This is a genomic window from Paenibacillus taiwanensis DSM 18679 (genome assembly GCF_000425125.1).
In the GTDB taxonomy this organism is placed as follows: domain Bacteria; phylum Bacillota; class Bacilli; order Paenibacillales; family Paenibacillaceae; genus Paenibacillus_B; species Paenibacillus_B taiwanensis.
Genome location: NZ_KE384308.1, coordinates 136,439 through 162,905, shown reverse-complemented (window position 1 = coordinate 162,905; position 26,467 = coordinate 136,439). Strand labels below are relative to the sequence as shown.

The 26,467-nt window shown below is 43.7% G+C and carries 22 protein-coding genes; 18 read left to right on the top strand and 4 right to left on the bottom strand.

The window, feature by feature from the left end:
- Positions 1-22: 22 nt before the first annotated feature.
- The 12 genes from H509_RS0119425 (at position 23) to H509_RS26000 (ending at position 13,311) form a co-directional block, all read left to right on the top strand.
- Positions 23-886 carry an ATP-grasp domain-containing protein gene (locus H509_RS0119425; protein WP_245596193.1) on the top strand — a complete coding sequence of 288 codons (864 nt, stop codon included), beginning with the start codon at positions 23-25 and terminating at the stop codon, positions 884-886.
- A 23-nt stretch (positions 887-909) separates the two neighbouring features.
- Complete coding sequence (locus H509_RS0119420) at positions 910-1,569, top strand: hypothetical protein (RefSeq protein WP_051287420.1); 660 nt, start codon at positions 910-912, stop codon at positions 1,567-1,569.
- The gene (locus tag H509_RS0119415; protein WP_028546549.1) at positions 1,569-2,891 is read left to right on the top strand and encodes a DegT/DnrJ/EryC1/StrS aminotransferase family protein; all 1,323 of its coding nucleotides are present in this window, start codon (positions 1,569-1,571) and stop codon (positions 2,889-2,891) included. Before H509_RS0119420 ends, H509_RS0119415 begins: the two co-directional genes overlap by 1 nt.
- Positions 2,888-3,940, top strand: a complete 1,053-nt coding sequence (gene argC / locus H509_RS0119410) for an N-acetyl-gamma-glutamyl-phosphate reductase (RefSeq protein WP_028546548.1) — start codon at positions 2,888-2,890, stop codon at positions 3,938-3,940. The genes H509_RS0119415 and argC overlap by 4 nt, the downstream gene beginning before the upstream one ends.
- Positions 3,940-5,784, top strand: coding sequence for a M20/M25/M40 family metallo-hydrolase (locus H509_RS0119405; RefSeq protein ID WP_028546547.1), 1,845 nt, complete (start codon positions 3,940-3,942; stop codon positions 5,782-5,784). Before argC ends, H509_RS0119405 begins: the two co-directional genes overlap by 1 nt.
- Positions 5,785-6,609: a 1-deoxy-D-xylulose-5-phosphate synthase N-terminal domain-containing protein gene (locus tag H509_RS0119400; protein ID WP_084159296.1), complete on the top strand. Its 825-nt coding sequence runs from the start codon at positions 5,785-5,787 to the stop codon at positions 6,607-6,609.
- Positions 6,606-7,541, top strand: coding sequence for a transketolase family protein (locus tag H509_RS0119395; protein WP_028546545.1), 936 nt, complete (start codon positions 6,606-6,608; stop codon positions 7,539-7,541). Before H509_RS0119400 ends, H509_RS0119395 begins: the two co-directional genes overlap by 4 nt.
- 1 nt (position 7,542) lies before the next feature.
- Entirely contained in the window at positions 7,543-8,763 is a 1,221-nt protein-coding gene (locus tag H509_RS0119390; protein ID WP_245596192.1) for an MFS transporter, read from the top strand.
- Complete coding sequence (locus H509_RS0119385; RefSeq protein WP_028546543.1) at positions 8,760-10,016, top strand: ATP-grasp domain-containing protein; 1,257 nt, start codon at positions 8,760-8,762, stop codon at positions 10,014-10,016. The genes H509_RS0119390 and H509_RS0119385 overlap by 4 nt, the downstream gene beginning before the upstream one ends.
- A 37-nt stretch (positions 10,017-10,053) precedes the next feature.
- On the top strand, positions 10,054-10,590 hold the full coding sequence (locus tag H509_RS0119380; protein ID WP_028546542.1) for a flavodoxin family protein: 537 nt from the start codon (positions 10,054-10,056) through the stop codon (positions 10,588-10,590).
- 132 nt (positions 10,591-10,722) lie between these two features.
- Positions 10,723-11,919 carry an MFS transporter gene (locus tag H509_RS0119375; RefSeq protein ID WP_028546541.1) on the top strand — a complete coding sequence of 399 codons (1,197 nt, stop codon included), beginning with the start codon at positions 10,723-10,725 and terminating at the stop codon, positions 11,917-11,919.
- Positions 11,920-12,288: 369 nt separating this feature from the next.
- Complete coding sequence (locus H509_RS26000; RefSeq protein ID WP_051287496.1) at positions 12,289-13,311, top strand: helix-turn-helix transcriptional regulator; 1,023 nt, start codon at positions 12,289-12,291, stop codon at positions 13,309-13,311.
- Between the two features lie 292 nt (positions 13,312-13,603).
- Here H509_RS26000 and H509_RS0119365 read toward each other — a convergent pair whose 3' ends face one another.
- Positions 13,604-14,623 carry an MBL fold metallo-hydrolase gene (locus H509_RS0119365; protein ID WP_028546540.1) on the bottom strand — a complete coding sequence of 340 codons (1,020 nt, stop codon included), beginning with the start codon at positions 14,621-14,623 and terminating at the stop codon, positions 13,604-13,606.
- 166 nt (positions 14,624-14,789) lie between these two features.
- On the opposite strand from H509_RS0119365, the gene H509_RS0119360 reads away from it, so the two are divergent.
- The 5 genes from H509_RS0119360 to H509_RS0119340 all read left to right on the top strand — a co-directional run bounded on the left by H509_RS0119360 (position 14,790) and on the right by H509_RS0119340 (position 20,878).
- Complete coding sequence (locus tag H509_RS0119360; protein ID WP_028546539.1) at positions 14,790-15,800, top strand: fumarylacetoacetate hydrolase family protein; 1,011 nt, start codon at positions 14,790-14,792, stop codon at positions 15,798-15,800.
- Between the two features lie 91 nt (positions 15,801-15,891).
- A complete protein-coding gene (locus H509_RS0119355; RefSeq protein WP_028546538.1) occupies positions 15,892-16,473 on the top strand; it encodes a TetR/AcrR family transcriptional regulator in 582 nt (193 codons plus the stop codon).
- 403 nt (positions 16,474-16,876) lie between these two features.
- Positions 16,877-17,581 (top strand): hypothetical protein, encoded by a 705-nt coding sequence (locus tag H509_RS0119350; protein ID WP_028546537.1) that lies wholly within the window; start codon positions 16,877-16,879, stop codon positions 17,579-17,581.
- Between the two features lie 840 nt (positions 17,582-18,421).
- On the top strand, positions 18,422-19,627 hold the full coding sequence (locus H509_RS25995) for an MFS transporter (protein ID WP_051287418.1): 1,206 nt from the start codon (positions 18,422-18,424) through the stop codon (positions 19,625-19,627).
- A 321-nt stretch (positions 19,628-19,948) separates the two neighbouring features.
- Entirely contained in the window at positions 19,949-20,878 is a 930-nt protein-coding gene (locus H509_RS0119340; protein WP_028546536.1) for a Gfo/Idh/MocA family protein, read from the top strand.
- 143 nt (positions 20,879-21,021) lie between these two features.
- Here the strand turns inward: H509_RS0119340 and H509_RS0119335 are convergent, their stop codons facing one another.
- The gene (locus tag H509_RS0119335) at positions 21,022-21,954 is read right to left on the bottom strand and encodes a DMT family transporter (protein ID WP_028546535.1); all 933 of its coding nucleotides are present in this window, start codon (positions 21,952-21,954) and stop codon (positions 21,022-21,024) included.
- Positions 21,955-22,068: 114 nt separating this feature from the next.
- On the opposite strand from H509_RS0119335, the gene H509_RS0119330 reads away from it, so the two are divergent.
- Positions 22,069-23,475: an aminotransferase-like domain-containing protein gene (locus H509_RS0119330; protein ID WP_084159295.1), complete on the top strand. Its 1,407-nt coding sequence runs from the start codon at positions 22,069-22,071 to the stop codon at positions 23,473-23,475.
- Between the two features lie 144 nt (positions 23,476-23,619).
- Here the strand turns inward: H509_RS0119330 and H509_RS0119325 are convergent, their stop codons facing one another.
- Complete coding sequence (locus tag H509_RS0119325) at positions 23,620-24,624, bottom strand: cation diffusion facilitator family transporter (protein ID WP_028546533.1); 1,005 nt, start codon at positions 24,622-24,624, stop codon at positions 23,620-23,622.
- A 303-nt stretch (positions 24,625-24,927) separates the two neighbouring features.
- A complete protein-coding gene (locus H509_RS0119320; RefSeq protein WP_028546532.1) occupies positions 24,928-26,136 on the bottom strand; it encodes a multidrug effflux MFS transporter in 1,209 nt (402 codons plus the stop codon).
- Between the last annotated feature and the right edge of the window lie 331 nt (positions 26,137-26,467).

The following is a 26,467-nucleotide window of genomic DNA, read 5'->3' as shown; positions in this document are numbered from 1 at the left end:
AAGCCGTGCAGTTTTATTATGTGTGACAAAGCTGAGAGAGGAAGAACAGCGTATTATGGATCATCTTGGCGATCTAGGCATTCATGTACAAGTGAATCTGGATTCGATGGAGTTGCCTTTAGCGGGCTCTGATGCACAATCATTTGGACTTGCACTTATTCGTTGTCTTTCTCAGAAAAGCGCGATGAATCGCTCCCGCCTGCTGGAGTTAGCTGGACTGGATACGGTTAATTCAACCCGCGCAATCACCATTTGCACCAATAAGATCCATCAAGCGATCGTGTTTGAGAAATTCGGGGTTCCCCAGCCCCATTTTAAAATAGCGTTTACGCCTGCAAAGTTGTTTGCTGCTTTGCAGGCGTACGGCGACTTATGTGTTATTAAACCAGCCACCTCTTCATGGGGAAGAGGGATTGCAAGAATAACAGGAAAAGATTGCCTAGAGGGATGGATAGCCGCACGTGAGTCTGTAGATCCAGGTCATCAATCCTTTCCTGTGCTCGTACAGGAATATGTGGAGAAGGGCGATTATGATATCCGTGTCGTCATTGTCGGCCGGACACCAATTGTCGCATTTCGTCGTGTCTCCACTGAAAACTGGAAAACTAATACGCATCTCGGCGCAGATATTGAGCTGCTTACGATGAACGACGAGATCCTTGCCATTTGTGAACGATTAGTTGATGTGTTAGGCGAAGGCATATATGGCGCAGATTTGTTTTTTGATTATAAACATTTGCGATACGTCGTCTGTGAAGTGAATCAAAATCCTGAGTTCGCTAAATCGTGGAAAATACATGGAGTGGATGTGGCATCCCATATTGCACATTATGTAAGGGATGTATTAGGGCGAGAAAACAGGGTGAACTGCACTACTAAATCCTAGTATTCAGGGAGGTATATTAAAGAATGGTTGAGACGTTAACGAAAGCCAAGAGCGTCATTCAAAAAGAACAGTATTTCCCTTTATCCTTTGTCCTGTCGCGAGTGCTGAATTCCGGTGTCATTATGAGCATCGAAAAAAATGATCATGAATTAAAAGGATTGGAGAAAAGTATTGCCAAGCTGACAGGTGCGACCTATGTTTCGTTGTTTAACAGTTACACAGGGGCGCTTCACGGTGCCTTGTGGGGTCAGGATATCGTATATCAATCGACAGTAAGACTGGAGCTTGCAAGTGAACAGGAACAAAAGTTTTTACGGTGGCTAGGCATTACGCACGTATCAGATCTACAAACAGAGCTGGCTTATACATCATTGGCTGTGACGTGGGACAATCTGCATGAATTGAATCTGCTGCTTGCGGCAAAGAGCAAACGTGCTCCTGTGCTTGTACTTGATTTTACACCATTAGGTTTCGGACCTGCTGCCGCAATTGCAGTTCATGACGAGAACATATGGAAAAAGGCAGAGCGATTAAAAATATTCGGCGCCTTTGATCTGCAAACGATGTGGACGCAGGAAGAAAGTGAACCTGAGCTGCAACCAGCAGCACAATTCAACTACAGGCTAAGCCCGCTCGTAGCAGCATGTGTGAAAATAGCACTATTAAGGAGGAATTCAGCCTAATGAAGACTGATTTTATTCACAAGCCGCTTAATTTGCCAACAGATGATTTGATTGAAGAACTATTGGCTTTTGAGGGTGGGCCAGCGGTTATTCCTGAAGACGTGCGTCGGACGAATTTTCCGATTATTACGAAGGAAGACGTCATTCAAATGTTTGTCTCGATCCAACAAGATGGTGATCAGGTCGTAGATGAATTTAAGGAAGCTTATCGCCGCTACGTCGGCGCTAATTACGCAATTGCCACAGCAAGCGGCACATCAAGTCTGCATCTCGCACTTGTTGGTGTTGGTGTTCAGCCTGGGGATGAGGTAATTGTGCCTGCGTTCACCTTTATTGCTACGGCGCAGGCGGTTGTAGCTGCCAAAGCGATTCCGATATTCGTTGATATTGACCCGATCACATATGGCTTAGATCCTGTACAAGCAGAAAAGGCCATTACGAAAAAGACGAAAGCGATTATGCCTGTGCATGTGCATGGACTGCCAGCCGATCTATCCGCCTTGAGACGGCTGACAGACAAATACTCGCTGCGTCTTGTCGAAGACGCCTCCCATGCCCATTCGGCCTCTATCCACGGACAAGTGGCAGGCTCGATAGGCGATAGTGCAGGTCAAAGCTTAATGGCGGACAAAAACTTCCCCGTAGGCGGGGAAGGCGGCATTGCCTTTTTTAAAGAGAAGGAAGATTATGAACGTGCGCTTCATTTTCTTGATGCATCGGGCATCGACTACCGCATGTCCTGGATCGCTGCCGCCTTTGGTTTGAGTCAATTGGAGCGCCTGCCGTATTATGATGCTATTCGTGCACGGAATGCGGCATATTTGACGAATGCGTTAGCAGAGACAAAGCTGTTCAGTGGACCGTTCGTGCCTGATGGGTACAAGCACAGTTATAACATGTACCGTGTTAAATTATCACCGGAACGTCTTGGACTAGATGATCTTGAAGATTATCGCGTAAAAGATGCTGTTCAACAGCTCATAAATGCAGAAGGCGTTTATGCCAGAGAGTGGCAAAACGTACCGATCCCGGGCCATCTTCCCTTTAAAAATCGTAAAGGCTTTGGCAAGGGATATCCCTTCACCTTATCCGATCGTAAAGACTTTGGGTATGAGCTTGATCGATTTCCCGTCACACTCAACATGCTGCGCAACAGCTTGACGATCTGCCGGGAATTAAGGACACCTATCGAATATGAACGGATAGTCGCTTACGCGTTGGCATTTAAGAAGATTGATGCGAACCCGCATATCATTCGCAAGCTGGTGGAGCGGGGCGATAACCTTAAAGTGTTGTATGAAAGGGACGCCAGATTAGGATGAACATAACCGATAACCGAAAAAAACGAGTAGCTATTTTAGGCGGTAGCGGGTTCACTGGCGCTGAACTGTATCGGTTGCTAGGCAAGCATCCGCAGTTTGACATTGATTTTGTATCATCAGAGTCGAAAGCCGGTCAGCCGGTCGATAAGTATTTTATAAGCTCGATTCATAAAAAAAAGCCGAGCCCTCTTAAATTCAGTAAACTAGCCGAATTGAGCGGCCATTACGATGCCATCTTCTCATGTTTGCCCACAGGCGCTTTGCCTAAAGTGGTCGAACATGTAGCGGAGCATACGGATTACATTTTTAATGTTAGCGGGGATTATCGCTTAGCGGATTCTGATCAATTACAGCAACATTATCCAGAAACGCTAAAGCACCCTTTTGAGGGCGGCTGGCATTACTTCATTCCCGAGTTTAGTCCAATTGATCTCACAAAGAAGATCGTGAATTTGCCAGGCTGTATGGCGGTGGCAACGTTGTACACGCTCTATCCACTCGTTGCGCACGATCTTATAGAGCCACGTGTCATAACGGATGCGAAGACAGGTTCAAGCGGTGGCGGCAAAGCAACAACCGAGCACCATGCCGAGCGCGCCCATAACTTTAGGGCCTATAAGGTTCATGGTCACCGTCATAAACCAGAGGTTGAACATGCGCTCAGCAGCCATCTTCAACACACGGTGACGTTGCAATTTTCAGTGTATAGTCTCGATTTGCCTCGTGGTATTATGGCCACTTCTTATTCTTTGCTAAAGGAGGGGGTAAGCGCCGTCGATGTGAAGAAAGCCTTCTATAGCACGTATGCATCTAAGCCCTTTCTTCATTATTTCAAATCGGGCGGTGGTTCACCGATGATAAAAACGGTAATCGGTACAAATTACGCTGAAATTGGTGCGTATGTAGAAGGGCAAAGCTGTGTATCCATTGCGACAATTGATAATTTGATTAAAGGTGCTGCGGGTCAGGCGGTTCAGGCAGCAAATCTTTACTTTGGCTTTGACGAGGAGACAGGTCTGCAATTTGAAGGTGAAGGAGTGTGGCCTTAATGAGCAGCCGAAGTCTATATGTAATCAAGCTAGGCAGCAGTACGATTGTGCATCACCCTGCTATTTTTGAGGAAATTAGTCGCATCGTAAAGCGCGGGCATCAGGTACTGCTTGTGGCAGGCGGCGCAGAAGCTATCCGGCTTAAATATGAATCGATCTCGCGTCCGATGCCTTTTCTGACATTGCCATCGGGAGATGAGGTGAGGTACTGTGCGCCTGAAGAAATGCCCATTATCCGTGAAGCTTATGAGGAGCATATTGTGTCACCCCTTAACAAGCAGTTAAAAAGTTACGGTTTGTCCGTTTATGCCCAGCTTGGCGGCGATCACGGTGTAGTCTTAGGGCAGAAGGCCAAACGAATTAAGGCCATTAAGGATGAACGAACGGTAATTATCCGTGATTCTTTATTTGGTCATTTCACAAGCAGTCACTCGTCCTTTTTACGGGCAGCTTTAGACGCGTTTGATGTGGTGTGCCTGACACCGCCAATTTTTGATCCTGTGTTAGATTCGTACATAAATATCGATGCGGATGTACTCGCTGCTCATTTAGCGGTTGAACTGGACGCCCATCATTTGCGCTTTGTAACAGGTACTCCTGGTTTACTTCTGGATGTTCATGATCAGACGTCCACGATTTCAGATCTGTATACCGATGATGAATTAAGTTTTGTTCAAGGACGAATGAAACAGAAGGTGCGTGCAGCGCAGCTCGCTATTTTGGAGGGCGCTTGTGATGTCTTCATCTCAGGCCCACATACGTTAGAGGGCAGCAAGACGTGGTTCTGGAACGTAAGCCGAGAGTTGGCTTCCGTTGATCTGCTGAACAAAGTTGCACGCATTCCTTCTGTTTCACAAGATGAGCACGAGCTGGCCCAATATTTATTGGATGCGATCCAGCTACCCTCCGTGTCAGGCACGATAGATGAAGCTGGCAACATCGTATTCAGAAAAGGGAGCGGTCCACACACACTGCTTTTGCTAGGACACATCGATACAGTGCCGCATGTATGGCCTGTTCGCTCGGACACAAACGGAATTACAGGTAGAGGTGTCGTGGACGCGAAAGGCTGCTTCGTTAATTTTGTTCATATGCTGCAAGACGTTGATGTCCCTGAGCATGGCTCATTACTTGTCATCGGAGCTGTGGAGGAAGAGATATCGTCATCCAAGGGGGCCTTCTTCATTCGTGATCAGTATTCCGCAGATGCAGTTATTATTGGGGAACCTAGTGGAGAGGACAACTTGACACTTGGTTACTATGGTTTGTTTAAGCTGCGGATCACCATTCAGCGGGCGCAGGAGCACACCGCAGCCAAAGATACCATAAGTGTTATCGACGAATTGTATCAGGTTGCAGCGGAAATACGGCAGCGTGTTCGTGATATCGATGCCCAATCCCTGTCATCGCTCATTGACATCAACTTTGAACAAGTAAAAGGATTTCTTACGGTAACAGCCATTTTGAATTTCAGAGTGTCGCCAGCGGCGGGGAATGGGTATGCGGACCAGCTCGACTTGACATTTAAGAAAGAAGTGACAATTGAGGTGCTGCGTGCGACACCTGGCTATGCTAATGCCCGCTCGGGTTCACTAGTAAAAGCTTTTGTACGCAGCTTTGCCAAACGTGGAAAATCGATACATTATTTGAAGAAGCGTGGAACGAGTGATATGAACACATTAGCAACAACATGGAGTACAGTTCCAATGGTAGCGTATGGTCCTGGTGATTCCAGTCTGGATCATACGAATGATGAATACCTCCATTACGAAGAAGCAGCAGCAACTCGATCGATTCTAAAAGACGCGGTAACCGAATGGTTTCGGTTGCAATTGGAGGCGTAGATGAGGGATACGACGATAGCTACCCAACAGTTTGACTGGCGTGAGCAGACAGAGGAGATTTCCTTGCTTCAAGCAAGAGCCAAGGAAGCAAGAAACTTAATTATTGATATGGCCGCTTCTGCTACAGGCTGCCATATCGGAGGAAGTCTGTCTGCGATTGATCTTTTAATTGGCGCGTATGCGAAGTATGGGCAAGATCCGAATACGGCTATTATTTTAAGCAAAGGACATGCGGCTGCGGCCTTATATGCCGCTTTGTATGTAAATGGGATTGTGAAACAAAATCCAGCTGAAAGTTACGGACAAGCAGGGTCTCTATTTACGGGTCATCCGAATCACAAATTGCCAGGCATTCCATTTGCCACGGGAAGCCTCGGTCACGGGATTGCTTATGCGGCAGGCTGGGCATTAGCGCAGAAGCTGAGACAAACGAACGGATTAGGCATAGTAATCGGCGGGGATGGAGAACTGCAAGAAGGGCTCTGCTGGGAAACGGCTCAGATCGTGCAAGCACAAGCACTGCGCAATTTTATTTATATTGTCGATTGTAACGGGGGACAAAATGACGGATATGTTCATGACATCTCCCCGATCCGCAATTTGCGGCAGCGTTTTGAAGCGTTTGGTTTTGTGACAACAGAAATAGATGGCCACCATGTAGAGCATATTCTTGCCGCAATTGAACCTGACCCTGAAAAGCCGACTGCTGTTCTCGCGACCACAATTAAAGGCAAGGGGGTAGCAGCAATCGAAGGGAATCCCGAAGCCCATTATGTAAAGTTATCGGAAAAGTTGGCATATAGATGGAAGGTGAGTCTTACATGACGATGTCGGCAAGGGATTCATATAAGTCTGAGCTAGCTCAGCTTGCTGTTCATAACGACCGAATAGTGTGTATAGAGGCGGATTTAGGTGGCAAAAACCATCCCTTTCAACAACAGCATCCCGAGCGCTTCTTTAATTTCGGGATTGCGGAAATGGCAGGCATTGATATGGCCGCTGGACTTGCAGAAGCAGGCTATGTCCCGTTTTTCTCCACATTTGCCTCTTTTGCCGCCCTCCGTGCCGCTGAAAGTATGAAACTTGCCCTGGGTTACATGGGTAAAAATGTGAAAGTAGTCGCGGCATACGGGGGGGTATCCGGGGGATGGTTCGGCACGACGCATCATGCGCTGGAGGACATTGCCATTGTCCAATCGTTGCAGCAGGTGCGGATTGCTTGTCCTCACGGAGAACAGGAGACAAGAGCAGTGATTCAGGAGGCGGCAGCTTCAGCGGAGCCGTATTACATCCGACTTTCCAGAAATGATCCTTTTGTTAGTATGGAGCGTCAATTGGACACATCCTGTAAAGAAATCATTGTCGAAGGTGGTGAGGTTGGTGTTCGCGCCCCCATATGTATCGTTTCGGTGGGGGAGCAAGCAACGGAATTATGCAAGCAGATCGTTCAACAGAACGCTGCTATTGTCCATGCTCATTTATGTTATATCGATATTCAAAGTATTCAATCTTACATGAAGGAATTAAGTGCTTTGTCTAATCGTTTGCTTGTCGTAGAAGAGCATCGTGCAACCGGAAGTACGGCATCATACCTTGCCTTGTTGTTGCCTGGGCATGAAATTTATTCACATCACTGTGGCGAACATTGGCCAATTTACGGAGGTTCGCATACGGAGGTGTTGAACTATTTAGGATTTGGACTGGAACCGCTGCAACAACAAATTTGGGATATCGTAGGTGGTGCTGGTGGTCTTTAGTGTGCTAAAACCAAAAAACTTTCGTCATTATTTTATCGCAGACATTGTATCCGGGTTCGGTGTAGGGATGAGTACGATTGGTGCGAACTGGTATCTAATGGATAAGACGGGGTCTATTGGTTCTATCGGCTTTATGCTGTCTCTTAACGTGATTGCAGGATTTCTGGTTTCGGCATTTGCAGGTTCCTTCATTGATAAATGGAATCGTAAGTCGATTATTTTATGGGCAAACGTCTTACGTGCCGCCGCATTGCTGCTTATCACTGCTGCTTTTGTATGGACGGGGTTCCGCATTGAGTATCTATATGCCTTTGCCATTGTAAATGGGATGGGCTGGGCGTTATACATGTCAGCTTCGCGAAGTCTAGTCCAAGAGATTGTCCCTGAGAAGGATCTCATTCATGGCAACTCCTTAATTGAAATCAGCCTGCAAGTAGGCATGTTTATGGCGGGTGCCCTGTCAGGCGTATTGTACAAATATGTGGGCTTCGAAGTCATCCTGCTGCTAAATGCACTTGCTTTTATCGTAAGCAGCCTGTTTCTGAGGAGGATTCAATATGTGCCGCTCGTACACGAACAGGAGACGGACTCCTTTTATCAAACGTTTAAGGACGGCATTCGTTACTTGACAGAGCGTCCTTACATTTTTTTACTAGGCGTAGTATCGATTGTCCCACTTGTATCCACTATGGTATACAATGTCGTCCTGCCTGGTTATGTAAGCACTGCTGTACAAGGAGATTCGGTTGTATTTGGACTGGCGGATATGAGCTACGGAATTGGTGGGCTGTTGTCGGGGTTAATAGCGGCTCCATTAGCCCAAAAAATATCTCGTCACGGCACCATTTTACTGTTTTTCCTTGTATCTGTACTCAACCTGCTCGCCATTGCGGTGAACTCCACCATTTTGATCTTATATTTAGGCAGTGTGCTAGTTGGGTTAACGAACTCTTCCTTACGTATCCTGATTACAACGTCATTGATGGAGTCTGTCTCAAAGGCCTACATGGGGCGGGCGACTTCGGTTTGGATGGCCATATCCTTGCTCTTGCAAACCGTCTCCGCGACAGGTCTTGGAACAGTGATCGACCGCTATTCGCCAGGAGTAGGCTTTATATGTATGAGTGGGCTAATGTTGATCGGACTTCTCGTATATTATGTGCTGAGCAGCAAAGCAGGACATAAGCAGTCAGTTACAATAAAGGAAGGAGAGCACTTATGACAACGAGCAAAACGGTAGCTTTTGTTGAACCGAGTTTTTATGGTGTTAGTTTTGCGAAAGCAGCTTTTGAGCAGGGACATAAAGTGATTTCAATTGTATCTTCGCCTGACAATCCGAAGAAGTATGGATATGAAGGCATTTTTCACGATCTTATTGTAGCGGACATCAGGGATGAGGAATCGCTCTATCAAGCGATAATCCAATCTCCATATGCCGATCAACTAGCTGCACTGATTCCAGCTACGGATTACGCGTCTCATTTGACAGCTAAAGTGGCGGAACGACTCGGGCTCAAGGGAGTTCCCTATGAAGCGGCATTAACATCGAGAAATAAAGATTTGGCACGGGAAGCATACGCGAAGCATCGGGTTCCGAGCGCGGCTTTTCGGAAGGTGAGAACCTTCGAGGAGGCAGCTGCCGCAGCGGCTGATATCGGGTACCCCATCGTATTAAAGCCGACCAATTGCGCGAGCAGTCAACATGTGTATTTTATTAGCAGTGTTAATGAGCTGCAAGCAGCTATGGAAGCGATTGTGGAATTTAAAGTATCCTATATGGATTTTAAAGTTCGTGAGGAGTATTTAATTGAGCAATATCTCGAAGGCCCCGAATTCAGCGTTGAGTTGTTTGTGCGGGACGGTATTCCATTGTTTTCTGTAGTTACAGAGAAAATAACATCACCTTTACCGTATTTTGTAGAAATTGTTCATACGCTTCCTACTTCGGTGCATACCGATCATGCCGACGACATCGTCCTCACGGCCGTTGAAGCGTTAAGGGCGATTGGGATTACAGATGGTCCCAGTCATGTCGAAGTAAAGCTTACGAGTGACGGGCCACGAATCATTGAAGTCAATGGGCGGCCAGGAGGCGATAACATTTCTTCAGACTTATTAGTGCAGGCATTAGGAGTAGATATTTTTGAAGCCACAGTCAACTTTTATTTGGATAACCCGATTACGCTTCAGAGAAAGCATAAGCGGGCGGCAGCAATTGCGTATGTAACCGCTGAGCATGAGGGGATTTTCGCCGATTTAAAGGGACTTGAACGTTGGCGTGAGCACCCTGCTGTTGTTCGGTATCAAATTAATGTATCCGCAGGTGACCGCGTATCACCAGCTAAAAGCTCAGATGATCGCTTAGGCTACGTTATTACGGTCGGGGATACGCCGCAAGAAGCTAAAGAACTGGCGCTGTCGCTAGTAAACGGTTTGCAAATCGTTTATCAATGGCAAGAAGCGGGCACGAGGTAAAACATCATTATTTATTAAAAGGGGATGAGAAAGCCCTATGGGAATCGCTGTAATCTATGGTAGTTCACGTCGAAATGGCAACTCGGAGCAGTTAGCCAATCTGTTAGTTGATGGATTTGAAGCAGATCGGATTTATTTGTCTGACTATACGATTCATCCGATTGTTGACTACCGTCATTCTGATAAGGGAACCTATCCAGATGATGATTATCATCACGTAATTAAACGTGTTCTGGCTCAGGATGTGCTTGTATTTACTACCCCCATCTATTGGTATGGAGCTTCGGGATTAACGAAAACATTTATTGATCGTTGGTCGCAATCCTTGAGAGAAAACAAATCAGAATTTTTAACCACACTATCCAACAAGACAGCATGGGTAATAGGCATTGGTGATGACCAGCCCCATCTTAAAGGCATTCCGTTAGTCCAGCAGTTCCAATATGTGTTTGAATATACAGGAACCCATTTTGCCGGTTATGTTTTAGGCAAGGGAAACAAGCCAGGTGATATACATCAGGATACAATTGCGGTTGCAACGGTAGCGCAAATTCGAAAAACTTGGCATTTTTAATGATGTTAAATACGCTAAATCCGTTTATCCGTATGAACAATCCGTTTTCAGGTAGCCGTCGATACGTTTTTCTCCTAACATTGTAGGGAGTAAAGCGTTAATAGCGGATGCTGCGAAAGGGGATAGTGAAAGATGGCAAGAACTCGATTTAGTATATTTTTTAGTGTATTTGTTGCTATGGTGGGTTTGATGATTATCGCGCCGGTCATGCCTCCACTTATTCGTGAATTGGGGTTAAGTGAGACACACTCCGGCTTAATTATTTCTTTGGGTTCTGTTGCAATGGCCTTAATGGCGCCGGTATGGGGGCGACTAAGTGATGTAAAAGGCAGAAAGCCCGTTATACTGATTGGCTTTATCGGGATGTTTGTAAGTTATATATTGTTTACTGCAACGATGTATGCCGGACTGTCTGGATGGTTAAAGGGTGGACTATTAGTCGTCTTACTTATTGTTGCACGCGCTATGGTCGGCTTCTTTATTCCAGCGGTCCCTTCATCCGCGCAGGCTTACATGGCTGATGTTACTGAAGAGCATGAGCGTTCCGCAGGTATGGCCTTGATTGGAGCGGCCAACGGCTTAGGACTTGTGCTAGGGCCAGCCATTGCCGGTGTATTTGCCTTGATTGGACTGATTTGGCCTTTGTATATCGGCGCTGTTCTTCCAGTAATTGCAATAGTTGTCGTACTTGTGCTAATACCCGCCCATAAACCTGTAATTCACGAGAAGGTTCCAAAGGTAAATCCATTTCAAAAAGGAGTTCGTCTTTATTTATTTGCAGGGTTGATCACGATGCTTAGTATTGTTACTTTACAAGTGGTGGGGGGATTTTATTTTCAAGATCAATTGTCGTTAACTACGCAGGAGACTGCCCGTATGCTCTCCTTGGGATTGATGTTTACTGGGGTAGCGATGATCCTGACTCAAGGCTTGCAGATGAAAAAGCAGACATTGCAGCCAAAGCAACTTATTCTAGTTGGTGCAATGCTATTTATTGTCAGTTTGGCGCTATTCTTATTTGTCATTCACTTGGTTAGCTATTACGTTGCATTTTTTTTGTTTGGGGTAGGATCAGGCCTTATGATGCCGGGCTTTATGACAGGATCATCACTAGCTGTCTCCCGTGAGCAGCAGGGGGGAATTGCAGGCCTTGTAGCATCGGTGCAAGGGATCTCGGCCGTTATTGCTCCGATTCTGAGCACAAGTCTTTACCAAGTTGATCGGCATCTTCCGTTTGCGTTTATCGCGGGATGTGTGTTGGTGCTAGTATTTACGATGTTTGCAGTGAACAACAAACATGTTGAAAGCAGGTCGTTGACGGGTCAATAAAGGGAGGATGTTCTTTCGTTACAGAACAGACAGATTGCAGCGCCACTTCTTTTTTTAATATTTATTGATAATGATTATCTTTATCGTTATAGTGATAATGAAGGTTAGTTGTATACTGGATGAATTGTGGGTATTCAGCGATATACGTACTCGCAAACAGTCTTACCGTTAAACTTTTTCTTCAGGGTTTTTCCTTGAGGAAAAAGTTTTTCGTATTTACAATACTTTTGGGTTAGGTTAAAATTAACTCAATTTAGAAAGGGAAAAAGGTTCTTCTTAGTTTTACATATTTAATGATTGGAAACCAGTATGAACAACAGATGGTCTCCAGCTGATTGGTAGATTTTTATGGATTGGAGGAGAATGGCCTTGAACTTACAATTAGACTCTTGGGATTTGGACGGCATGTTCGGGGAGTTTCATAATGTTACGCCATCTTCCCCACTACAGGAACAGCACCATTATCTTTACAACTTTCCTTCGCATAGTGGAACAGGCAACTTGCATCGTATTCGTTTGCGCGACGGACTAGAAATTAATTGGTTTGATGCAATATTAGATGACCCCGTGACGATGGATGTTGGCATACATTATCCGCATTTAGAAATCGCCTATACGATGTCAGGCAAAGGCTGCTGGCAAACGTCCGCGCAGGCACAGGATTTCGAAATATGTTCAGGTGTATCCACACTTGTCTACATGAACGAGACGAAGATGCACGCGGAATTTTCCCAAAGTGAGCCTCTGTTACATATGGAGTTACGGATAGATTTGCGGCATTTACAAGCCGTTATTCCTGAAATGGATCGCTTGTCTACTCGTACATTTTATTGCAAGCAAACGGTAGCATCACCGCAAATTCCTTTTATCGTCGAACAAATGAAGCAATGTCCATACAAGGGAGCGCTGCAAAGGCTTTACTTAGAAGGGAAGGCACTGGAGCTGCTGGCGTTCCACTTAGATGGTATAGATCATGAAGCGAAGGAACAACAAGTCAAGTCCAAACTAACGGCTGATGATATTCAATGTTTGTATCAAGCGAGAGACATCCTTTCCCGATCCTGGAGACAGCCGCCGAGCTTGCTCGGGCTTGCCAGATTGGCCGGACTGAACGATTACAAGCTGAAATTAGGCTTTAAAGAACTGTTCGGCACTACTGTATTTGGTTATGTACGTGGCTTACGTATGCATGAAGCACGTTCTATATTGGAACAAGGACATGCAAATGTAAGTGAAACGGCGATGATGGTCGGCTATAACAATATGAGCCACTTTGCTGCGCTCTTTCGAAAAACTTTTGGTTACAATCCAAGTGACACTGTCAAGCTTGGTTCAGCCACTACAGGAACCGACACAAAGCGTCAGGACTTAATTCACTTTGACCCGTACTGATATGTACTCATGTGACAGTAGTCGCATCGTTTAATGAATCTAAAGCACAGCCTCTATTTGCAGCGAGAGATGCTGTTTGTTATACCTAGACCGGAGCCCTCACAGTCCAATTTATACCGGCATGTCATACCAAAACATTTCCAGTAAGTCATAAATCCAACTCCAATGTTCTCCATAATCACTTCTATGTGCAGCTTATAAATTCCGTGGAGCAATTAAAAAACGGCCATTGTTCGCATCTTGTGCGACAAGGCCGTTTTTTTGTTGTTCGTACGTTAGTTTTAAATAGCTATTATTGCCAAACGCTCATAGGGTCCCATGGCTTGATTTGATTACCATATTTTCCGGCCAAAAAAGCTTTCATGTCTTCTAGTTTAGCAGGCACCTCGTTCCAAATTGGAAGGGGGGGTAACCCTCGTTTGCTTTTGAGTAGGATGTCCACAGTAACATACAAACGTTCAGGCTGAATCCAATGAAGGAAGCGAGAAATATCAATTTGCTTGGTCAGGGACAAGGAATCAATTTCGTCATTGTAATGCTTATTAAACTCGCTGATCAGGTTCAGAAGGTAGTCTCTCTGCTCCTTCACGAAGTCCAGACCACAGATGGCGCCATGTCCTGGAACAACGATTTCAGGTTTCATTTCATCAATAATGCGATCAAGCACTTTAATCCAATTGAGGGTTCCCTCTTCGCTGTATGCCGTACAACCGTTAAACACAACATCGCCGGCGAACAACACTTTTTCTTTAGGCATCCACAGCAGCAAGTCACTGTCAGAGTGGGCCGGAGCTACGTTGTAAATATTAACTTCCGTATCACCAAGACGAATGTTAATATCGTCCTTTATTTCAATATTCGGTTGCACCCATTCTACGCCTTCCAGATCGAATCCTTCAAATTCCGCTGCAAAAAACCGTTCGCCCGCAGTCGATTCCGGACTATCCTTTCCTCTTCTGATAACGCTGTCCATCCAGGCGATATTTTCGGTGAGCCGCTCCCTTGCCGCTTCCTTGTGCATAATAATGCAAGCATCTTCAAACACTTTGTTTCCCCAGGCATGATCGCTGTTATAGTGCGAGTTCACCACATATGCGGGAGAGGCGCCGTTGCTTACTTCCATAAAAGCCTCCCGCATTTCCCGCGCATGGAACAAATCGAAAAACGTGTCATATACCAGTCCATTACCCTTGTTGATGAATCCAGCATTGGCCCAACTGATGCCGCGATACGGCGAAATACCAGCAAAGATGCCATCTGCGACTTCAAAAAATTTAACACGAGGTTTTTGGATAATACGTCCATACTTCATAGAAATTCTCCTTTACGTATATGATTTTGGGGCAAGCCATACTGACTTATGTTTTTATTATAGAGAATGGAAAATCAAAAAGCAAGCAAGTACTTGCATGCATGCGTTTTAAGCGATATGATAGTAACAGAACAACATCAAACATTGTGGATGGAGGCGCTGCAACATGAAGCTAGTAACCTTTCAAACCAGAACATCTCAGGAGCCTTTGTTTGGGCTTGTAATTAATGAGAAATTTGTCGTGTCTTTTGCCGCAATTATGAGCAAGCAAGGAACATTTGTTGACAGTCTTGAAAGTATGGACAGCTATCTTCATTGTTTGCCGGCAAGTTATGATGCCGCTAAGGAATTGATGCAATATGCTGTCGAACAGTGGCATCAATTTAATGAAAATGAAATCTCCCCGATAGCAGTGGTAAAGCTGTTGCCACCGGTTCCGAATCCGGCTGCGCTTATCGATTTCGGGTTGACGCCAAGGCATTTGAGAAATGCTGGCGTAAATTTGCTGCAAAGAGAATATACAGGGCCGGAAAGAGAAGAGCTTAAACGAAAAATTGCTGAAAAATTCCAGCAAGATCCGAATAAAGTTAGCTTCAGTTATTACAAATGTAACCATAATGCATTAATTGGTGATGGAGATACGATTCATTGGCCTTCGTATTCTTCTTACCTGGATATCGAGCCAGAACTGGCTTTTGTTACAGGGAAGGGGAACTGCATTGCAGGTTATGTTATTTTTAACGATAGTACTGTCCGCGATGTGCAGTGGCCAGATTTCCAGGCGTTGACTGGCCCTACGCGCTGCAAAGATTTTGATCGCAGCAAAGGCATAGGACCATTTCTGGTTACGCCGGATGAAATTGACAACCCGTTAGCACTGGATGTGGATGTACGCATCGGGGGGAGACTGCACTGGAAGGGAAGCACATCCGAGTATTCTGCACACCCTGCAAAAGTGATGGAGGAGGTTCTCAAAGTTTTCACACCGCTACCGGGCACCATTATAGGAATGGGGACGATACCGGATTGCTGCGCAATCGAGACTGACCAGTGGCTGTTGCCCTCTGATCGAATCCAGATCACATTCGATAAATTAGGAACGATGACGCAATTGGTGCCTGATCATGTTAAGATTACGGAACCAAGCCGCTGGGAAAAAAGAAGTGATTTACCTTAATAAATGGTTATGAAAATGATAAGCCCCGACCCTGCTGCATATGCAAAACTTGTAGTAGAATAGGTTTAACATGTACAAAAGGAGAACTAAAATGCAAACTTCAGACAGAATCATTGAAGCCGCGACAAGGCTCATCAAAAAGAAGGGCTATCGGGGAGTAAGCACCAAAGCTATTGCAACGGAAGCTAAGGTTAATGAATCTACTATTTTCCGCCAATTTGGAAGCAAGCAAGGCATATTGGAAGCCATCATTGAAAGACATTCGGATATCCCGCAATTTGAAAAGCTGTTAAAAGAGGAAGCGACCGATAATCCGGAAGTCGATCTGCTGAATGTAAGCCAGCAGTACCGTTTATTTTTCCATAACAATGAAGACGTCATTTTGATTGGTATTCGCGATAAAGGAATGCTTCCTGAATTGGACAGAGTGTTGGCCGATCCGCCGGTGAAGCTGCACGCCTTGCTAGTTGCATATTTTGAGCGCTTACAGAAGAAAAAAGTAATAGCCATACAGGATGAACGTCTTGTCGCCATGTCTTTTCTTTCGATGTGTTACGGATTTCAGATGAGCGAGCTGATTCACCGACAATATCAGTCCCAACTCGTCACCGAGGAAGAGTTCTATAAGCACAGTGTCTCGTTATTTGTTAAAGGAATATTGGCTCAATCTTAAGGCTAGCTCATTTCTTCAAAATATGTAGAGAACGAAAATCAGATAAAAGCAAATAGCCTAAACACCTTACGGATGTAAGAGTTTAGGCTATTTTTTAGCTGAGGAGCTTGAATTTTTATTTATACAAATATAGATGGATATTACTGATCAAACTAGTGAACGCGATAAATGTGAACAGCATACAGGGGATGCGGTCGGTCCGTTTTGAATATTTAAAAATAAATCTAATTGATTCGTAGTTTACGACACGATCATACAAAAAAATACATACACGCGCTACAATTCATTACCTTAGATCTATTTCAAAAACTATAAATTAATTTAAAATCTAATTACATTCGATCACAGTCAAAATGCGTGCTGACTTCTAAAAATATGAATAACAAGAAGCGAGGGATGAAAAATGTCAAAGAGTAAATTACTAGGCGGCTTAAGCGTACTGCTCTTATCATCCGCCCTAGTTCTCCCTGTACATGCAGCGGAGCCGACTTCATTTAGTCAGACAGTGAGTAACACAGCTACATTCAACTGGGGGATCCCACATATTCGAGAGTTTTGGGAGGGAAGAATTGCGAGTTATGGAACACTAGCTCAAGGATCATACACAACTCCTACTACACCTGGCTGGATCGTTGTTGAAAGTGTACCAGACAGTTTTGGTCCATCTGGTTTTGAGCCAGGCTATAATATATACAAATATATTTTGACAGCAGATCCAGATACTGTTGAACGTGAAATCGGTGTTTCAAACCTCCCGCCAGGATGGGTAGAAATTGGAAGGGGATATACAAGCTCACATCAATTTTATAGAGATATTAAAAAGGAGCTCATCCTGACCCCGATTGATGGATTGCAAAGTTATGTAGGAAGCTACTATATTAGCGTTGTAGCACCAGGTGCAGTACTTTTTGAAAAAATTGATCCTCGCATGTCTTCAAATTACCTCATTTATAACCCACACATTGTTTACATAAACTCTTTACCTATAGGTGCAAATTTCCAAGTTCAAGTCCGCCTAGACAATTCTGACCATTTTTCTACAGTCCCATCAGGGTGGAAAGTCATTAGAATGACTGAAAGCACGACTATTATTATGAGAGTGCAGTAGATGGGGTGTTTAGACATTTATGTATGTGGATTTGGAAGGGGGATACCTAACTTATAGTTAAAATAATATTTAATCCCATTCAAAAGTGCTTCTTAAAAGATTGAAAATTAGAGCTCAATTTAATTCCAAGCACTCCACGCGAGTGCTTTTTTAATGGAGTGCCAAATAGTCTACAGCTTGTGTTCAAAAAGGGGGCTGATAACGTTTTAAACATACGATGGGTACTGGAAACTATAGTAAATATGAAAAAAGGGCACCAGTGGGAGCGGATCATTCGGTTCCTGTAACGGAAGGAAGTACTTGAACGGATGCTTTAAGTATTAATGCTGCATTATTATGGAGTTACACTACATTCTAATTTGACTAATGACGTATTGATCATCGTATGATGACAGTCTTGACGAGTAACCAAATGCATACTACAATATTTTCAAATGAAAGGGTGTTATTGTCGTATGGATCGCTTAAACACAGTTAAACGATATCCAAAACGCTGCTCCGTACAAATGGATAAACACGATGAAACGTTGTCCGGAGCTTAATCAAAAGCGTAATTGCTTTTATTCATCGACCGATAGCAGGTTAAATTTGGTGTGAATCCTCACGCTTATTTAGTTGTGCTTTCTGTCGGTGTTACAGATTAAGAGGCTGTAGACAAAGTTTTGTCTACAGCCTTTTGTGATATAACCGATTCAGTATGTTATTGAATTAGGTATAGCTGTACCGTTTTGACGTGTACATGAAGCAGGGGGCTTGCACCTACCAGGGTGTGATGCTTTCTGCTTCTTTTATTTGATATCCGAGAAAAGAGGAATAATAGATAGAGGAGAATAATCCACCATGACAACAAACATAAATTCCAGATGGAAATCCCAAATTACTTTATTTTTGACCGCCCAAACCATATCCTTATTTGGTTCTTCTTTAGTCCAGTATGCGATTATTTGGTATATCACTTTACAAACTTCCTCAGGTATGATGTTGATGGTATCTACCGTCTGTGGTTTTCTACCACAAATAGTGATCTCTTTGTTTGCCGGAGTTTGGATTGACCGCTATAATCGAAAAAAATTGATAATGTTGGCAGATGGTGTGATCGCGGGGTCAACCCTTATGCTTACGGTATTATTTTGTGCAGGCTTCAAAGACATAGTGCTGCTTTATCCATTGCTACTTATTCGTGCGGCAGGCACCGGCATACAAACGCCTGCCGTAAATGCACTTATTCCTCAAATCGTCCCGCAGGACAAGCTGATGAAGGTAAATGGAATAAATGGCAGCATCTCATCTCTGATGATGTTTCTTTCGCCGGCAGCAGGTGGCGTGATGTTGTCAATTGCTCCATTAGAGACTGTATTTATAATTGATGTCATCACGGCAATCGTAGGAATTATTATTATGCTTACAATCAAAGTACCAACAATAACAAGACCAGGTAGTGAGCTCAGGTCCAACTGGTATGAGATGAAGCAGGGATTCATGTATATGAAAGAGCACACCTTCATCAAACGATTGCTTATGTTCTTATTTCTTGTTCTTATACTAATTAGTCCATCTGCTTTTTTAACACCATTAATGGTGAGTCGCTCCTTTGGTGCAGAAGTGTGGCGATTAACGATTAGTGAAATGACGTTTAGCGCTGGCGCACTTCTTGGTGGTGTGCTGATTGCATCCTGGGGAGGCTTTCGTAATCGTATGCATACTATCCTTCTGGCATGTACACTTTACGGACTGCTCATGATCGGGCTTGGGATTGCTCCGGTTTTTATTATGTATTTGGCAGCAAACTTCCTCATTGGCATCACAATGCCGTGTTTCAATTCGCCGATAACGGTGCTGCTACAAGAACGAGTCGAGCCACATATGCATGGACGCGTGTTTAGTCTAATGCATATGTCCAATTCATGCGCCTTGCCACTTGGTATAATGCTGTTTGGTCCACTAGGGGATGTGATTCATATAGAAGACATACTCATCGGTTGTGGGTGCCTGGTTATGCTATGTGCCATACTTGCTTATAGACACTCTCGGCTGCGTATGAATTGATTTGCAGGAATAACATCAGCCTAACAACTTGCGATAAATCAATAACTTCTTTGATGAAAATACGGATACAATTTTAGTGCTTTACGGGAGACTTCTAATCGAAGCAAGAGAAGGGTGACTCATTACCATAATGGTCATGGGTCACTCTTTCTCTCATTTAGAGGTAGGATGATAACGTATATTAGGGGGAAACAATTATCGTGTTATAATTACTTTAAACGAACGGATAATAACACCCTTATAGCTCATATTTAAGCACACTACATGCTGGTTCTTTGGGTGTACCAGTAAAATACATGAATCAGCAGGAGGCTCAATACTATGAATAAAAAGATTGGAATCATCGGTCTAGGAGATATTGCACAGAAAGCGTATCTGCCTGTACTGACTCAATTTGACAACGTGGAAATTGCGGGAATTATGGCCCGCACTCCTGAAACCGTTGAAACGATAGGTAATCGTTATCGAATAGCTGGTCGATTTACTGACTTGGATTCGCTGCTTGAGCAGGAACTGGACGCAGTATTTATTCATACGCCTACCGAGATACATGAACAAATGGCCATCCAATGTTTGTCACGCGGCATTCATGTGTACATAGATAAACCGCTCTCCTATCATATTGACGCTTCAATGCGAATGATCGAGGCTGCGGCGAAGTATGATCGATTGCTTGCTGTCGGCTTTAACCGCCGCTTCGCACCTATGTATCAGCAGGCAAAGGCTTGGCTGGACGAAGTAGGCGGATTCGACTTGTGTATCGCGCAAAAGCATCGGACGAAGCAGCAGGCGTTGAGTGCTAAGGAAACGTTATATGACGATTTGATTCATATGATCGATTTGCTTCTGTGGATGGGAGCCAAGCCATATGAGATTGCTTCCTATTATCAGGAAAAGGATGACCAAAATCGGTTGCTGCATGCGACAGGCCAACTAGTATTTGGCCACTCGCCTGCGTTATTTAGTATGAACCGTCAAGCAGGTGCTGATATGGAAAAGGTAGAACTTCACGGAGGCGGCAGATCGGTTGAAATTGTGAATCTGGAGGCTGCTGTATGGAATGATCGCAAAAGTGGTCAACAAGTGAAAAAGTTTGGAAGCTGGGATACGATCGGTGATCGACGTGGATTTGCTGGAGTTATCCAACACTTTTTGGAGTCACTGGACGTACCGGAGCAATGCAGTATACGGGCTGATCAAGTGATGGATTCCCATATGCTAATTGAAAAGCTGCTTCTATCTGAAGCATAAGCCACTCAAACTGGTGAATTTCTCAAGGAAATACGGTATATTACATCTGAATCAGTGATAGAAATAATGGCGCCATTCGCAGAATAATTCGAATGGCGCTTGTTATAGTTATAAAAAATCGAAGAGTTAAACTACTAACTGTATCAGGATGTCACATTCTGAAGCTTACCTATTTCTCGCTGTGGCTTCTTAAACAACTGCTTTAAGTTGTCAAAGTTAACAAGTACAGTTCCCACAATAATCGTAATAGCACCGATAATGGTTAACCATGTAATGGCTTCACCATAGAAGATCACTCCAATCGTAAGTGCAATTAATGGTGAGATGTAAAGCCAGGTTGAGGCAAAAATCGGACTCGTCTTGACGACTAACCAATAAAACAGACTATGACCAATCATCGAACCGATGACAATGAGATAGAGCATAGAGCCAATTGCTTCTGCCGATAGTAAACTGTGAAAGTACCATTTTTCCGTGCATGCAGACAGTAAGAGCAGCAGTGCTCCACCATACATCATTTGAGCTGCGTTTAGCGCAATGGGTGATGTCTCCGGGAAACGTTTCGTGACGCTTTTTGAATAAATGGCTCCACATGAATAGAACAGTTGACCAATCAAGATGATAAGACTGCCAATAAGCAGCCATATACTTGCTGATAACGTAATCGTAGGTAGAATAATTAGCGTCACGCCTATAAGACCAATAATGCAGCCAATTAAAGAACGACGGCTAGGCGACTGACGCATGATGATGGTTTGCAGCAATAGAATCAAAATCGGAGCAGTAGCTGAAAATACTGCCGCAATTCCTGAGGAGACGTATTGTTCTCCCCAATACAAGGCTGCAAAAGTACCAAATGTTAAACCAATTCCTGTAAGCAGCATTTCCTTGCGGAGAAGGAGTGAGAAGCTTGCTTTTTTCCTCCACATCATCCAGACGAATAAAAGTAGTCCTGCTACAAAAAATCGAATACCCGAAGATAAAAATGGTGGTGCAGAGGCATCAACACCGATCTTGATCGCTAGAAATGTTGTACCAAATATGAGACATACGAGCAAATAATTTAAGATAACCATAATTTCTCCCCCTCTGTGAATGATCATACACCTTTGGCTATAGAACAGATAAATACAAACAGAACAGATGAACCGTGATTCGTGTACAATATTGAAATAAAGGGGGCGACTTGCATGCTGTTTAAACAAGTATACGATCACATTATCGCGAGGATTAACAGAGGCGAATGGAAAGTACATGATAAGCTGCCTTCGATTCGACTGCTAGCCCTCGAATTGGGTATAAATAGACTGACTGTATTCAAAGCGTATCAATTGTTAAAACAGAATGGCGTAGCCTATGTCAAGGAAAAGTCGGGCTATTACGTTAGTCCTGATCGGTTGGATCAATTTTCGTATGAGCATGACGCGTACTTGCCTATCGCATGTTCTAATGTACAGTTAAACAGCAAATTATCGGACATTCATAGAATAACTGCTGCATACCAATTCTCACAAGCGTTGATAGATCCTAATTTGCTGCCCAACTTATTTTTGTCCGAGTACGTCAAGAAGGTATTTGATATATATCCTAAGCTGATGGGGACTTATTCGACTGCGCAAGGGGATGAGGAACTGCGAGATGTCCTTTGCCAATATGTTATACGACAATATCGGGTTCATTTGCGTACTAATGAAGTGCTTATCACGACAGGTGCACAGCAGGCTATTGATTTGCTGTCGAGGCTATTTATAAAACCGTTGGATGCGATTTTGGTGGAACGACCGACTTACAGCGCTGCGATTGATGTATTCCAAGGGCAAGGTGCTAGATTGATTTCTGTAGATATATCACCGGATGGCTATGATTTGGATAGAGTAGAGATGTTGATGAAAAAGCACAAACCGCGCTTCTTTTATATGAATCCCACTTTTCACAATCCAACTGGGTATACTGTGCCGGTCTCGCAACGGAAGCAGCTTGTAGAGTTGGCTGAAAGATATCGTTGTTTGATCATTGAGGACGATGCGTTTCACGAGATGTATTTTGATGAACAGCCACCCCCGCCCTTGTTCACATACGATACAGAAGGATGGGTCGTATATCTCCGGAGTTTCAGTAAGTATGTAGCACCAGGTTTACGGATTTGCGCCGTATTTGCCCGAAAATCCGTAATAGAGCCGCTTATAAAGGTCAAGTCATTGGCTGATAACGGAACACCGTTAGTGACCCAGAAAATATTTGTCCATTACTTTCAGTCCGAGCGAATGCAGCAGCATCTGGAAAAGCTGCGTATAGCTCTACAAATCAGAAGAGATATTATGGAAGAGGAATTAGCAGAGGCGCCGATCAATTGGAGATGGATCACTCCAAAAGGAGGTCTCAATCTATGGCTCCAGCTGCCGGATACAATTCCAGTGAAAACGTTGTTAGATAAGAGCGTCCACCAATCGATTTCCTTCGTACCGGGTCAGATTTGTGATCCGTTGGATGAGATGCAGACTTGGATCAGACTGAGTTATTCATTTGTAAATGAGGAGCAAATACGTGCTGGGATTCGACAATTTGCTGAGATCGCACAACAAATACAGGAACAATGAAATAGACAGTTCCTGAGCTAACTTTTCAGCTGCACAACTTAAATAAGTCTGTAAATAAGATATCTTTCTTGCTATTGGTATAATAAAAGCGGCACATACATGCAGGGAATCGTCCCGTGTTTGTAAGTACCGCTATATTTTTATTTATGAAAATTCATTCAGTACGTTCGGCGTCCAGTCTTTTACACCGTTGTCTTCTATAATACCTAACACTACGTCAGTAATGTCTGGATCTGCCATCAACTGATCTTGAACTCGGAACTTGATATCATCAGCATCCGCCAATGACAAACCTTTACGCAATTCAATCATAGCATCCACGTGATAATAGCGTCCTTCTTGTGTAATCCGCAAATCGTTGATGTCTGTCACATCGAGATCTGCAAGTATAATTGAAGCCACTCTCTCGGCAACATCACGGGGTGCTGATACGCCAATTAAGCCTACCATATTATCATAGCCAACACGGAAAGCAACACCAACCATAAGCAGTCCAATCAGCATCGTGACAACACCATCAAGTGCTTCAAACGAGGTTAGAGAAGTAACAATAACGGCAATCATGGCGAGAAGTGCACCCGTCACGGCAACTAGATCTTCATAAAATACTAATCGAGTAGGAGGTGCAGAACGACCCACATGTTTAAACGCGGCTGGAATAAATGCAAATCCTTCTGTGTGAACTCTTGCTTCTTTATTAATTTCTTTCATCGCTTTTAACAAGATGGCACCGTCAACAGCCAGGTTTAACAATAAGGCGGCAATATTTATCCAAAATGCTCCGCCAGCGCTAGCTTGAACAGGATGTTGAAGCAAATGCCATCCTTCACGAACCGTTTCATAAGCCATGATCGTGACCACGATAACTGCAATCATACAAAAGATATTGATCACACGGCCAAAGCCAGTCGGAAATTGGCGGGTTGGTTTCTTTTCTGCAAGGATGCTCCCTGCAAACACAAATCCTTGATTCACGCTGTCCGCTAGTGAATGCATTGCAGAGGCAAACATGGCTCCGCTGCCGCTCATCGCTGCTCCCACACCTTTTGCAATCGCAATAAAAGCATTACCTATCATGGCAAGCGCTGAAGATTTGTTTCCTTTCTTAAGTAATTGTACTAAATTTTCACGTTCCGGCTCGAGCTCCATTACTTCCTCCTAATTTCACAAAAAAATAAATTCACAATCTTATTATTTTATAATACAACGTGTTGTTCATCAACAAATAATAGGAATAAATACATAGCACGTTATCATTATTGCTGCTATTGCTGGCATTCAACATAATCTAAATAGGGGAGAGGCATTTCGCATTTTTTGTTACTATTGCTTATTATGGATACAAAAAAGCAGCACTATTACAAGTGCTGCTTTTTTTCAAGAAGGAAGAACTAATTTTGCCCCGTTTATTCTCCTTTTGAAGCGTTATAAGTCCATCTGCATTTGTTCACTCTAGTTCATTACTTCTGATACGTGGTCAGCAGTCATAGCATATTTGCTTAGCAGCCACATCCCCCAGCTTATCCCTAAGAAATATAATGGCATCGTGAACAGGGCGCCGTTATGAAGAGCACTCATTCCCCAAGTAATTAAGCTAACGAGCAAGTAGTACCCTAAACTGAAAATAGCGCCAGCCGTTCCAACCACATCATGAAAGCCAACAAGCGCGAGACTTAGACAGTTAGGCAGTGCAATTCCTGCTCCTAACAATAGGATAAACATCGATACTAATAGACACGATATAGCGATGCCCCTAGGAAGCATGTCCATCGTACTTGTAACAGTCAGCACAAGTGCTCCAACGCCCATAACAAGTAGACCAGAGCATATAATTTTCTCTGGAGATTGCCTCGTTAATCGTTGTTTAGATATCATTGAACCTAAAATCGAAGCCAGTGCAACTACAATCCCGAAGAAGCCATAAACACTAGGCGATAGATGGAAGTGCTCAATAAATAAAAAAGGGGCCTCCGCATAATAGCTGAAAATAATACCATTTATGCCGCCAATCAACGTGCCAAAAACTAAAATACGTCGTGACAACAGCATCTTTTTAGCGGTTGCTATGATAGCAACCTTTTTTCGTTTAGACACATCTGTTGTTTCCGGCAACCTCAATAGGGCATAAACAAACAGGACTACACTTAACATCACAAGTGTAAAAAATACCGATCTAAAACCAAGAGTTTGATCTAGCCAGCCACCAATGAGTGGCCCGACAGCTGGTGTAAATGCGATTACAGCAGATATCTGCGCAAACATCGTATGCCGTTCGGTCCCGGATAAACTTTCACGAAGAATCGTCTGCGTAATAATCGATCCCGTAGCGGCGCCAAAGGCTTGAATAAAGCGACTTATTAAAAGAATTTCAATAGATTCTGATAAATAGCACAACACACTTCCAATTCCATATATAGCAAGACCACCGAGCATCGCTGGTCTTCGTCCTATAAAATCCGACAACCATCCCCAACAGAATACACCTAACGCAAATCCGATAAAGTAAATGCTTAGTGTAAGCTGAACTGCGCTATTCGAGCTGCCAAGTACGCGAGATATATCCGGTAGAGATGGGGTATATATGGTTTCACTGATCTGTGGAAAAGCTACAAGAACGATCATTAATAACAAAGATGGTACGGTATTTGTTTTCGTTTTCACTTTATATTCGCCCTCCTACAAGCTTATATAACCTCGAAAAGGATAAGCTTAGCTAGGGAAACGGGGGCTTCATTATTTTAATTCGATTGTACATATCCATTTTTAAAATTCACCTTAATCATTAAGTGTAGGAGGGCTAAACCAATATTGCTATATAATAACCAATTATACCAAATGAAAATATATTAATCTTTACATATTCCTTCATCTAAGTCAAGTGAGACTCAACAAGATTAGATTATTTGTAGGTTCGATCATTAGCTTGATGTTTACGTTTGAACTAGGCGGTAAGGAATAGGCTTGGAATTCCAGTATGATTATAGCGTTGTTC